Here is a 12985-nt window from a genome sequence, read left to right on the forward strand (position 1 = left end):
TCGATTACGGCCATACGCCAAACGCCGTACACGATTAGGTGATTTTTAAGAGACCCTATGAGGTACATCAAAAAATCCACCAAATTCCAGTCCCGCGAAAAACGGGACCTCACGACCAACAGTCATTCGTTTGGTGCCAGCACCATATAGAACAAGTTTTGCAGCGATGCGGGCCTTTTTCGTTTTTGCCGCCAGGCTACCACCATCTCCAGAATCTATGCTCGCGCAGCTGGCGAGGCGGTCATCGACCTGGACTTCGGCATCGACGACGACAGCTCAATGATCCGTCAGGGGCAATCCCTGAATTCAATTTCGAAGTGATCGCCATCCCAAGCAGTGACCTTTCCAAGCCAATCTTTTTTGAAATGGAATTTCTTTTTAACCTTGCTCGCGTCTTGCCCTTTGCGAATGGCTTCCTCGTCGTCGGCCCTTGCAATGACTACTCGCACAGGTTGATCCGTGTCGTACGCGTTGGCGAGCCGCTTACTAAATTCAATATTTCCATGCCCAGACCAACGCGAAACGCGATCCGTATATTTCATTACCCCGCTTTGCCCTTTGAAGAATTGCTGCCACAGGCTAACGACCAATTCCCCCTGGCTATTTTCGGCCGACACCGACCAATTGACGTTCTTGAGAGTCGCGCCGTATTTAGCAAAGCAGTCTGCTATCCCCATGTTTCCTCTACCAATGAAAGCCCAAGCCAACGTTATCAAATATCCGAGAGGCTTGAGTGTAGTGTGCAGGTGCAGTGTGAGGGCGTCCGCTGACCGCCGGAAAGGGTGAAATGCCGTGGCACACCTCGGGCGTCGCTGACCATATGGATTTTTCGTCGTTAACCCCGCCCGACTACTCCCAAGCGCGTGATCCGCCGGTTCTTCCGCCCCCTTTTTGACCTGCACCGGAGGCCGCTCGGGTTGCTTTAACTGCCGTTGAATCAATGCACCATATATCCAAGTCAATCAGTCCATGCTCGGGGAGTTTGACGTGCATCCCGCTTGAGTGTCTTGGTGAAAGTGCTCTGATTGTGGAAAATTCGAAATCGCTTATAAACCGTAGACCACGGCCCGTATCGCTCAGGCACGTCTCGCCAGACCGCGCCCGAGCAAAGCATTCAGAAAAGGCCGTTGAGCATCAGGCGATCATCGGCTCGCGTACGTCCCGTGCGGCGGGGCGAATTGAAGAGGTTCGAAACCAACTCCCGGTCCGCATCGGGAATCTCATATCGCTGCTTGGGCATTACACAGTCATGCGCTGGAAATGGCAAAACTCTACGGAAACTCAGGCTGACTGGGGTGTTAGCGGGATCTCAAGGGTTTTCGTTCAGACCCTAAGTCCGGGATGAGAGCATAACAACCACTGTATGGCGGCTGTTGAGTAAGCGTTCGGCAAACCCGTCTTGTACTACTAAGCCGGACGCCAACGATGCGGCAGCAGCTCCGCAATCTCACTGGCCCGTTGCGTCGGCAGACGCGTCAGCACATCTTTGAGATAGGCATACGGTTCATGCCCGTTGTTGCGCGCCGACTGGATCAAACTCATGATCGCAGCCGCACGTTTGCCACTGCGAAGTGACCCTGCAAAGAGCCAGTTTTTGCGACCCAACGCCCACGGCCTTATCTGGTTTTCACACCAGTTGTTATCAATGGGTACGTCCCCGTCATCGAGGTAGCGTGACAGCACCGCCCAGCGTTTCAGGCTGTAATCCAGAGCTTTGCCGATGGCCGAACCGTTGTGCACGATATCGCGCTGGGCAACCATCCAGGCATGCAGCGCATCCATCACCGGCACCGCTTTTTCCTGCCGTATTCGGCGGCGTATATCCGGCTCCAGATCTTTAATCTCACTTTCGATTTCGTACAGCGGCTGGATATAGCGCAAGGCTTGCTCAGCCAGCGTGCTCTTGTTGGTCGCGTGCAGCTCAAAGAATTTGCGCCGTGCATGCGCCATGCAGCCGATTTCGGTCACCCCGAGTTCGAAGCTGGCCTCGTAGCCAGCAAAATCATGGCAGACCAACTTGCCCTTCCAGTCCTGCAGGAAGTTACGGGCATGTTCGCCGGCACGGCTAACGCTGAAGTCGTAGACCACTGCCGAGGTTTCGCAGAACGGGCTGGTAGCGTAGGCCCAAACGTAGGAGCGATGCGTTTTCTTGGTGCCCGGCATGAGCATCTGCACCGGCGTTTCATCAACATGCACAATCGATTGCCCAAGCACGACCTCGCGCAGCGCATCGACCAGGGGCTGCAAATGCACGCCGCAAGCGCCAACCCACTGAGCGAGCGTCTAGCGCGGGATAGCCAGGCCAGCGCGGCCAAACATGGCCTCCTGACGATACAACGGCAAATGGTCGGCAAACTTGGCGATCATGACGTGGGCCAGCAAGCTTGCTGTCGGAATGCCTTTGTCGATCACCTGTGCCGGTACCGGCGCCTGGATCAACGTTTCGCATTTGCCGCAGACCCACTTGCCACGAACATGGCGTTCGACGGTAAACACGCCCGGCGTGTAATCGAGCTTTTCGCTGACATCTTCGCCGATGCGCTTGAGCGTACAGCCGCAGGCGCACTCGGTGTTGTCAAGTTCGTGATGGATCAGCGTGCGGGGAAACTCAGGAGGCAATGCGCGACGTTTAGGCTTCTGTTTTTCCTGAGTCGGCACGGGCGTTACCTGCAATGACTCAAGCTCAGCTTCAATCGCGGCAATATCGGTATCGATCAGATCATTGAGCAAGCTGGCTTGCTCAGGGCTCATCTGCTCGCTGCGCTTGGCGAATTTGAAACGCTTGAGCTGGACAATCTCGTGACTGAGCTTTTCGATCAGCGTCTTGTCGTGATGGATCTTTTTTTCCATGACTTGGACGGTTTTACCCATCGACTCGACCTGACCATCGAGCGCTGAAACACGTTGCAGCAACTGCGCAGCCAAGGCGCGCAGTTGCTCGGGATCGAGTTGGTCGAGGTCTGGAATCGAAGTCATGTCGCCGATCTTGCCAGACCAACTTAAAGGCGACGACAGGCTTATCGGACAATTCTGCCGGATGAGCACTGTTCAGGTCAAAGAATGGAGATGGCGTTTCCGGGGCCGATTCTTTGCCAGGGCAGGCCCAGGATCAAAGCATGTAGCTGCTCCGCGCTCAGTTCCACTTGCGTACTGTTACGCGTTCCTGGCCAGGCGAACTTGCCCTGATGAAGGCGGCGTGCCACCAGCCAGATACCCAATCCGTCATGCACCAAAACCTTGATGCGAGTGGCACGGCGGTTGGCGAACAGATAAGCACAGTGCGGCTGCGCCGCACCGAACACTGAAACCACGCGGGCCATGGCGGTGTCGGTGCCTGCGCGCATGTCCATCGGTTCTGTGGCGAGCCAGATGGTATCGATGCGGATCAACGCAGCAGGTCTCGGAGAAAGGCTGCGCAGGCTGCTGCACTGCCGGCGGGCCAGGTCATTTTGATGGGCGTGCGCGGATGTTGGATTTCAAGGCAAATGTCGGTGGGTTGACCTTGTGATCCGGTCGGGAGCATCAGGGTATGCAGTGGGATGAACGCTGGCTGCAACGCGGTGGATTTCTGTGTGTGCAAGCGTATCCATTTATGCACGAGGTTGGCGTTGAGGCTGTGGCCCAAGGCGATGTTGGCGATGGAGGCGTCGGGTTCAGAGCACTCTTGAATGACCCGGGCTTTGAAGGATTTGCTGTAGGAACGACGCTGAGGGTGCATGAAGAATCCGCCTGATGGGCCAGAAATGGTGTCCACTTAAATTAGGTGGACACCATGGCCTGCGGCGGGTGGGGCGGAAAGGTGTGTTGGCCGGACGGTTACGCTCCTCGTAACAAGATGCAAAACACCAGAAGCCCACTGTCATGAAGAACCTACTTGTCACAATCGGTTGTGAAGTAATGCTGAAGAAGGCCTGTGAGCTACACCGCGAATACCAAGACTTAAAGCGTTACAAGGAAGCCCACGCGCCTGAAGGCCACTGAACGGGTTACAGGCCCATCTGACTTTAGTCATGTGCGACGCTAGAGATGTGGCGCTGCGCCATCATATTTATTAGCATCGTGGCCAATCTGGTGTCAGCGACTGATGCACAACAAGGTAGTTTCCATGCCCTAGGCTAGGAATGCGCTGCTCAGGCTGTTCGCCCTGCTGCGCCTAGCCGGATTGGGAAGATGATCACCTTGGGGCATGGACATTTTCTGCTGAGGATAAGGATCGACAGGTATGGCAAGGCAGATTAGTGAAGCATCCCTGCGCAAGGTAGCCCATGAAGAGCTGGAGGTTCTTGAGGGGATTATTGATTACGCCGAGCGGATGATCCGTGAGGGCGATTTGGCTTACCGAAATCTCAAGCGCAACGCCTACGGCAAGGCGCTGGTAATCGAACGTGAGAACGAGGGGGTTGCTACATTCCGGCTGGGTATGGACTCGCTGGTATACCCCAAAGCTAGCTCGGGCTATACCACTCCCCACTCACCGGTTGGCCGCCTTTGCGCTGTGGCAGGGATGGGCTTTAAGAGCTTCTCTAAGGCCTGGGGTGAATACCGGGTCACTGAGGCTCGCCAGTTTCGTCGCCATGATTTTGAAGAGCTGGAGCGTCATGCGCGTAACTTTCTGGCGGTGGGGGTAGAGAATGCGAACGGCCAAGGAAACGTAACGGATCTGCGAGCCTTCTTGACAAAGGCTAATTCGACAGACCAGCAAATTGCCGGCAAGCAAACCACTGAACCGAGTAAAAAGTCTGCAAAGTCCAATAGCGTAGAGCAGCCTGTCGCCATTGTGCCGCCCAGTCGCAAGGAGCTGCTCGAGCCTGCCGAGCAAGCATTTAACGATGCAGGGCTTCCAAACACACTGGTGACAGAGGTTTTTACACATCTGCCAGACGATGGACAGCCAGCGGACGAGCCGCTAGAGCTGACACCTCCCGTCCCTGCCGCGCCGCAGCTGCAGATTCTCGATGATGACCAGGAAGAAGATTCGGCACTGTCGATTGCTGATCTAGATGATGTGGAAGATGACGTTGACGGTGAGCTAATTGAGCGCATGAGTCTGGATGAGCACTTTTTTCTTAATCGAACCCCAAATCAGGACAAAATTATTTCCCGTGCACCGGTTGGGCCAATGTGGGTCGAGGGCGTTGCGGGCTCAGGCAAGACCTCGGCTGCCCTTGGAAGGACCAAGATGCTCTGTGACTTCAACTCGAATGAAGTGACGGATCGTGAGACGTTCCGCTCCATTCTCGGCGACGACTTCGACTACTGGGAGGGCGAGTTTGCTGGCAAGTTTTCTCAGGATGGCAGCGTCGGCTTTGTGCGCACTGGTGAGCTGATTCAGTACCTCAAGGAAACCTGCAGCCGCCTAGGTATGCCCGGTTTGCCGGTGCTTGAGTATCACGAGTTGCGCTTCAAGCTGCGCAACTATCGCAATTTGGAGTCTTCGGGGGCTTCTGGTAAGCGCTTCAAACGCAGTAGCGACGAGGGGCATTCTCTGACCACGACACTGGCCTGGCTCAATGCCGCCCGGCTTGCCCTAGCGCGGGTGATTGCCACCGACTTGCAGAGCCCGCTAGTTGAGGTCGACAGCGAGCATCTGCGACGATTTACTGACCAGCAGCGCAGTCAGTTTGCCGCAGCCCGCCAAGCGCTTGTAGCAAGTGTTGATGAACTGGTGCAAGAGCTGCTCTCGCCTTTGGCTGCAGAACGAGCCTTGTATCGGTTGGCGGCCAGATTGTTGGAGAAGATTCAGGCGCTGGCTCAGCGCATTCTTGGTCCGGCAACCCAGAGTATTCATCTAGGGGAGCAAATGGCCTATGGCGAGGGCATTCCGGAATTGGCGCAGAGGCTGGCAGAGTTGCCAGTCGATTTGTTCCAGCAATCCAATCAGGTTCTGGTGCTTTACAGGGCCGGAGCTGAGGGGGCTGAGGCATTGCCCTGTGTATCGAGCAGTCGATACCAATATCTCTCGGCGGATAACCACCCCTTATCCTTCAGTGATGCTGTGCAGGCCTCCCTGACGGGCTCGAGCGTCCGCGCACTGCTGCCATCGATAGTATCTGTTGAAGGGTATGAAACAAAATTCATGCCAGTCAATGAGCTGTTCATTGCGCTTGGTACGCCCAGGTCCTTGCTCTATCTGGATGGTGGGAGACTGAGGTGGTTGAAGGTCAGCAGTGGGATCGGTAGTCAGGTGCTACCTGGCGAGGACGAGCAGGCGCGAACTTCGGTACGCAAGATATTCCTGCAGACAGCGTTGGATTATCTGGCCAAGCCGCTGAAGAACTTCGCCGGGCTGTATGCAAGGGCGCTGTATGAACATGCCGACATCTTTCCTGACGCGGCCATTGCATGGCAGGTACTGGAGCGTCTTGAAGAGCAACGCCTGTGCGAGACCGATATCGACTTGCTGCTCTGCCTGGCTCACGACCTGAGTGCCGGAGTAACAGCCACGCTCCCCACCAGCCTGCGCGAGGCCTTTTTTTATCAGAGCGTGTTTGTCGATGAAGTGCAGGACTTTAGCGAGCAGCAGATCTATTTGATGACCTCTCAGGCTGATCCGCGTTATAGCGCGATCACGGTGGTGGGAGACCGTTCGCAGCAGTTGCTGCACAACGAAGAAATGCACATTGCAGATTGCTTCCCGATTGGCAAACGCCCAGAGTTTGTGGCGTTGGATGAGAATTTGCGGCAGAAAGCGCAGCCGGATCTAGCTGCGCTGAGTTCGGTACTGCGGCAGTTGTTCGAGCGCGGAGCCGATACGGATGTACAGCAGCTAGACGCTGACCTTCTGCTTGATCAGGTTAGCGAGCAAGGTGCTTACATGATGCGTTGCTTTGTCCAACGTGAAGAAGAGTTCAGGTATCTGTGCGAGGTAATCGCTGCTATCCCTGAAAATCAGTCTGTTGCTGTAGTGTTGCCTGATCAGGTAACCGCTCGATCCCTGCATGCTTTCTGTGAGCAGGAGTTGGAGGGCAGTTTCCGCAAGATGAGCGTATCAGAGCAGATCGATCTGTCGAAAAAGTACTTGGTGCACTTCACGTCAGTGCTGCATGTGAAGGGGCTGGAGTTCGATATTGTGCTGTTGCCAATGATCGACCAATACGATCTTGGTCAGCCGGTATTCCGCAACCGGTTGTATGTAGGTTGTACGCGAGCGAGACAGCAGTTGCTGATGAGTCGGCTGCGCTAGGCTGTGTACGAAATGCATCCGAACTCGCCCTTGCTGCGTTGAAAACAGGCTCGGAATGCTCATTGACAACCAGTCAACTCCGCTTCCTCGCCTGTTTTCGCCTTGCCTGACCTTCGCTCGAATACATTTCGTAGAGCCTAGTAGATAACTAAGGATTGAATGAACGATGGAAGTCAACAGCCGTCCTCTGCTAGGAATCTTCGAACCCACGGTCTGCTACCAGATTCCGCTGTTCCAGCGGCCCTATGTTAAATAATGCTGTGTCAAACCCAGATATGGCAAACACCTAACAAGGCGCCGCTACGGAAAATTTATTCGCTGGCGCTCCTAAATTTTAGCGGTAAATGCCTAAAAAATGTTTCAAATCGTTCGATTCGCTTCCTGGGACTGCGTGCCGTAGCCCCTTAAGCAAGCTTTTTCCAAGTTCCTAATGGATTAAAAACTACGACATAATACGTTTACGGTGAACCGTAGCTTGTCCATTAGGTGTCGCAATAATTTGATAGACTCACCTTATGCCGTAATCAGGAGTTTATAGTGGGCCAGCTTACTCAGTTTTTTCAGCCCCCTCTTTATTGGGGGCAGTTCGAGGAGTTAACAAGGGCTTTGGTTGATAGTATTTATAATACCCAAGCCTCGTGCTACGGACGGCCAGGGCAGTCACAAGACGGTGTTGATATATATGCCTCAACAAAGCGCCTTGGAAAGCTTGGCGTGCAGTGCAAGCGCTTATCAGATCTTGATGCCAATAATAATCCATTGCCGGGCGGCTCTATAAGTCGTTCTATGATACTAAATGAATTGAAGTTGACGGAAAAATTCCTCCCTGAACTAAATTCCTATGTTATAGCAACGACTGCGAAGCGCGATGCCTCTATTCAGCGCTTTGTATTTGCACTGAACGATGATGATTCCCGCACCCGTCGAAATTGCAAAATTTATCTGTGGTTCTGGGATGACTATGTTGCTTGGTTAAATGCTTTCCCTGATGTTCAGCGGTGGTATTACGATCAAGTAATCCAGGTGAGGGCCTCATCTGATCAAGACGAAATTATCCTTGGTCTCATCGCGACGGCTTTTCATAGGCCAGCGTTTGAAGATCCTCTGTATTGTGAGCAAGCTTCGGATTTTCTAGATGCCCTTAAAGACACGCAAAGAGCGATGCGGACCGGTGAACTTGTTGATAGAGTTTCTAGGCACGTGATCAGAAAGTCAGTCGGAGGTTGGCGCGAAGTTAGTAATGGGGGCTGGAGGGATAGGCTTAGAGGGGTTGATCACCAATTGAGAACCTTACGTAATATTTTAATCGCTGGGATGGCCAGCCAAAATATTGTTCAGTGCGACAACATTATGCATATAAAAGACGCAGGGCTCGTCCAGACGATGGAATCAATTCGCTTTTCATGTGTTTCTGAAGTCGACAGTATTCTCGTTGAGGCGGGTCTACCTCATTTTTAGCCGTTAACGCAAGTCGCTAGGAATGGCTGCGATGTCGCATACGCGTTTAACAGCGGAAGGTATTGCTCAGCATCCCCCTGTGAAACTGAGAGAATGGTGTAACTATTTCGCTGATTAGCTTCGCAGAAATTCTACATGACATATTTTAATTAAGGAAAATATTAAATGACTGAAGGGCAGAAACGAAATCGATTAACTGCGGCTCAAAGGGAGGAGCGAAAACAATACCAAGAACGCCATGAGCGAACGAAAGAGTTCCTGACAGGCCTTGCAATCCGGTCAAACAAACTTAGATCAAAAGAGAAAGAGTTTCATGGCCTTGAGCGAGAACTGCTAGACCTTCAAACAGAGCTACTTTCCGACTATGAGAAAAGCAAAGATATTAAGCATCCAAGGGATGTTGGGGCGGCAAGGGAGGTCTTGATTCGTGCTTTTTTTCTGGAAACTAAATTACTGCCAAAAAAATACGCTGTGTCCGAAGTAAGTGTTCGTGTAGCCTCAACTTCAGGGCATCTTAGCAATGAGCTTGATTTGCTATTTTACAACGCAGACGATTGCTTTTCTCTTATGCAGCGCCAGCACGTATATGAAGTTATTCCCGTTGAATATACGTATGGTGCAATACAGGTAAAATCCAAACTGACCAAAGCTGAATTAAAGAAGGCCTTCACCAATATTGCATCGTATAAAAAATTAAAGCGAATGATGCCTGCAGGCGTCAGTCACATTGGCACCCGCAGACCTGAACTCAGTGGCTTTGGAATAATATTCGCCTACGACACCGACCTTGATTGGGGTGAGTTGGCTGAAGAACTGAAAACTCTTGGCTCATCTGGCGATGTAAAGCACCTTCCAAATGCGGTATTTATTCTATCGAAGGGCTGGTTTCTATTTGGCGATGAGCAGTCAGCTAAATACTATAATTCGGATATGCAAAAGATCCAGAACATTTTAACCTATGGCAACCCAGACACTTCAGGCCACTGCCTTTATCAGCTATATAGTTTGGTCTTTGACTTCTGCGCTGACACTATCCCTTATCAGGCCCGGCCTCATCATTATGCTCGGCTTCCGTTGACAGCTGGCGAACACTCTTACAAGTATAATGCCGGAAGACTTGCGGAGCTTGGTGTCTGCGATGAGCATGGTGACTATGCGCGCTCCTACACACCAGAAAAACTTGAAAGGGTAATCACGTGGTGTCAAACCGCCGAGCCTATCAACTGGATCAAAGCAACTGAACTAGCTTATGGTCATGATGGCACCAACACTGAGGCCTATGCCAGACAGCCAGGAGATATTAGAATCTACAATCCTGAAAGCCTTCCACTTACTCAAATATTGACGCGTGACTATAACAGCTATTACGAAGGTAGATTGATTTCTACAAAAGCGCTTGCGTTTGACGTCATAGAAAGTAGCGACTTGAACATGTGCATTCCTTATTACTACCAAATGAAAGAAGAGTTGGTGCAAACCTGTCCTCAATGCGATAAAAAATTGAAAAAAACAAAGTCACAGAAAAAAATTATCTAGCAATATCGACACGAGCAGACTGTGGTATGGCATAAAATTCTGGGTATCTTATGCACTCCCTTGCGGGCCGCGACAAAGACGATTTTCGCACGAACTATAAGTTAAACGACACTCACAGCGTTACTTATAGCTCTGATGTTATTATGTCGCATAAGTTTGTCGAAAGTCGCCATATGCTTGCGACATAACCTACGACAGGGAGTGCTATGACTGAACATCACTTAATCGGCTATGCACGTGTATCAACTCTCGGGCAAAGCCTCGAGTAAAACTTGACCGGCTAGTGTCCCGCACGGTTAATTCGTTTATCTATTTAAATGTGTTCGCCCAATGATTCCGGGGCTTTTAGATTAAGTAATACCCGAGCGGGACACTAGTCACGATGGCGATTTTGTGGCTGCCATGAATGTCCGGATATCGCCGCTTGTCGCCCGTTGCGACCCAATGGTTTGGGGCGACTGCTGCCGGATGAAGGACGCAGCATTTCGAGTGGTGCCATGCAGATTCCTGCCATGGCTGGACTCAATAGAATACGCGCCTCGAAAATTCTATAAATAGTTAAAAGCAGTAAAGCATTGTATTTAAAGAATAAATTTAATGCTAATGGTTAGGCTCTGTACGAAAAGAGATGTCGCAAACACCGCATAGAACAAGCCAGTGAGACCATGCCGGCATAACTTTTTGCGAGCTTGTCGAAGCGTGTCACGATCCGGCGGTTCTCTTTCAGCCAGCCAAACATGCGCTCGATGATGTTGCGCTGTCGGTACTTGGGCCGATCAAACAGTCTGGGTAAGCCGGGCTTGGGTTTGCGTTTCATTGAGCGTAGCGGGATGACGGGCTGCATTCGATATTGATCGCAGTAGCGGCGAAGCGCTTCGGCGTCATAGCCTTTGTCGGCAAGCAGCCATTTGCAGCGCTTGCGTGGGCGACCTCGTTGACCTGATGGAATGCTGACGTCGTCCAGCAGTGGTTGGGCGTAACTGATGTCACTGGCTTGACCGCCAGAGAGGAGGAAGCGCAACGGTGTCCCGTTGGCGTCGCAGAGCATGTGAATCTTGGTTGTCAGGCCACCGCGACTACGGCCTAGAGCGTGATTGGCAGGCTCGTCAGGCCCCCTTTTTTCCCGGCGCCAGAAGAGGCTCGGGTTGCACGTACTGCGGTTGAGTCGATCATCCAGGTTTGCACATCGATCAAGCCTTGCTCATTCAATCTCAGGTGCAAGCGTTTGAGCATCTGATCGAAGGTGCCCTGGTTTCGCCAACCCCGGAACCGTTGATACACCGTTGACCATGGGCCGAAGCGTTCCGGCATATCTCGCCACGCAGCGCCCGAACAGAGTACCCAGAGCACGCCATCGAGCATCAGCCGGTCGCTCAGGCGGGGCCGCCCCAGACCATGGGTTTCAGTGAAGAGATCGGCGACCACAGTCCAGGCCTCATCCGAGAGTTCGTAACGCTTTGCCATCACAGAATTCCTTTCCGTAGATGGCCGGGAACCCTACTGAATTTCAGCTTCCAAAGGGCGCCGATTGGGTTTCTCGGGATTTCATACAGAGCCTAGGTTAAAGGCGAATCCATCGGCGGCGTGCTCTACGTCGCGACTAGGGCCAATATCACAGCACGACTACGGAAGACGGCCGTATCGGCTACGTGGCACTGACGAGAGCGAAAAACCTCTTTTGGCTTGCCGTCCCCAACAGTTGCTTGGGCGCAATGCGCGAAGACCTTATCGATGCTGGCTTCACAGAGGCCGCAGCACGGTGAAAATGTGCGACCTATTAGCCGGATCGAAAGCGGGTAGCGCAAAGCCGTCAGCCCATTCGCCAACTCCGGGAATCCTCTTCACATAAGACTGGCGACAGCGGACAGCGCCTGCTCAAAATTGTCTCGTGTTACGAAGGCGATAGGATCGACTCCTCCTAGGCTTGCATTCGGCCCCGTCAGAGCTCGGTATGCCACCCAATAGTCAACGTTCGGTCCACGCTTCAAAACAGCTAACACAAGCTCATGACGCAACGGGTCCAACTGCCAATCAGGAATACGCTGCCCTCGATTCCCTAATCCAATCGACAACAGCCGTTTTGCTTTCAGATCACGGTTAATCTGGTCGCGGGATTTACCTGCAAGCTTTGCGAATGCCGGCACCGTCAAATTCGTCGGGGCCTCGTAGATGGCAAGCATCTCGGCACGCTCGCGCTGAAACTCGGAAACTGGCTCAGCGCTTCGCACGTCAACAGCAAGCGCCTGCAAGCACTGGGATGAGGGTCGCCGAACAGACCTATCAACAACGACACGCACGGGTCGTCCTACAGGCTCGCCCCCATCTAAACCGACCTCCTCCTCAAGCCCTCGCGCCCTCAACGATTGCAGAACCGCCCCTTCCAAGCTGGTGGTCAATCGCTCACACGCCAACGCCACCCTGCCCTGCTCCAATTGATCCAGCCGGTTAGCCCAGTCCTGCATCATTGCTCGGCGCTGCTCGACGTACTGAGCGTGCGTATAGGCGGCTCGCACCTTGTTAGGCTCACTGTGCGAGAGCTGGGCGTCTATCCATTGCTGGGGGTAGCCAAGCTCTGTAAGCGCCGTGGTGATCGTTGCCCTCATACCATGCCCCGTGAGTCGATCTGCATAGCCAAGTCGATGCAAGGCACTGTTCAGCGTGTTCTCACTGATGCGCTCATTGAGCCTGGAACGATGCGAGAAGAGATACCGCTGCCCAGGGCGCACCAGACTCAGCATCAGGCGGACGATATCAACCGCCTGGTGCGACAACGGGACGATGTAGGGAGGGATAGCCGTGGGCTTTCTG

8 protein-coding genes and 2 pseudogenes are annotated in these 12985 nt (G+C 52.9%); 3 read left to right on the forward strand and 7 right to left on the reverse strand.

Going from position 1 to position 12985, the window contains the following annotated elements; all coding sequences use genetic code 11:
* Positions 1–287: 287 nt before the first annotated feature.
* From DM374_RS31670 to tnpA, 5 genes and pseudogenes are all read right to left on the reverse strand, one after another.
* Positions 288–677, reverse strand: coding sequence for a hypothetical protein (locus DM374_RS31670; RefSeq protein ID WP_110973427.1), 390 nt, complete (start codon positions 675–677; stop codon positions 288–290).
* An 89-nt stretch (positions 678–766) separates the two neighbouring features.
* Positions 767–1240: pseudogene (locus DM374_RS31675) on the reverse strand (IS5 family transposase); the annotation flags it as partial.
* 167 nt (positions 1241–1407) lie between these two features.
* Positions 1408–2976, reverse strand: a pseudogene (gene tnpC / locus DM374_RS31680) (IS66 family transposase).
* 77 nt (positions 2977–3053) lie between these two features.
* Positions 3054–3389 carry an IS66 family insertion sequence element accessory protein TnpB gene (gene tnpB / locus DM374_RS31685; protein ID WP_157969788.1) on the reverse strand — a complete coding sequence of 112 codons (336 nt, stop codon included), beginning with the start codon at positions 3387–3389 and terminating at the stop codon, positions 3054–3056.
* Positions 3386–3718, reverse strand: coding sequence for an IS66-like element accessory protein TnpA (gene tnpA, locus DM374_RS31690; RefSeq protein WP_225422653.1), 333 nt, complete (start codon positions 3716–3718; stop codon positions 3386–3388). The genes tnpB and tnpA overlap by 4 nt, the downstream gene beginning before the upstream one ends.
* Positions 3719–4222: 504 nt before the next feature.
* Here tnpA and DM374_RS31695 point away from each other — a divergent pair.
* From DM374_RS31695 to DM374_RS31705, 3 genes are all read left to right on the forward strand, one after another.
* Positions 4223–7183, forward strand: coding sequence for an ATP-binding domain-containing protein (locus DM374_RS31695; protein WP_110973429.1), 2961 nt, complete (start codon positions 4223–4225; stop codon positions 7181–7183).
* A gap of 537 nt (positions 7184–7720) precedes the next feature.
* Positions 7721–8641, forward strand: coding sequence for a hypothetical protein (locus tag DM374_RS31700; RefSeq protein WP_157969789.1), 921 nt, complete (start codon positions 7721–7723; stop codon positions 8639–8641).
* A 165-nt stretch (positions 8642–8806) separates the two neighbouring features.
* Entirely contained in the window at positions 8807–10177 is a 1371-nt protein-coding gene (locus tag DM374_RS31705) for a DUF6602 domain-containing protein (RefSeq protein ID WP_110973431.1), read from the forward strand.
* A 607-nt stretch (positions 10178–10784) separates the two neighbouring features.
* Here DM374_RS31705 and DM374_RS31710 read toward each other — a convergent pair.
* Both DM374_RS31710 and DM374_RS31720 read right to left on the reverse strand, forming a co-directional pair.
* A protein-coding gene (locus DM374_RS31710; protein WP_110973432.1) for an IS5 family transposase occupies positions 10785–11641 on the reverse strand; the annotation gives its coding sequence in 2 pieces (ribosomal slippage) (positions 10785–11297 and positions 11300–11641; 855 coding nt in all).
* A 377-nt stretch (positions 11642–12018) separates the two neighbouring features.
* A partial coding sequence (locus DM374_RS31720) for a tyrosine-type recombinase/integrase (protein ID WP_157969790.1) occupies positions 12019–12985 on the reverse strand: 967 nt, incomplete at its 5' end.

The sequence above is a fragment of the Pseudomonas huaxiensis genome (genome assembly GCF_003231275.1).
In the GTDB taxonomy this organism is placed as follows: Bacteria; Pseudomonadota; Gammaproteobacteria; order Pseudomonadales; family Pseudomonadaceae; genus Aquipseudomonas; species Aquipseudomonas huaxiensis.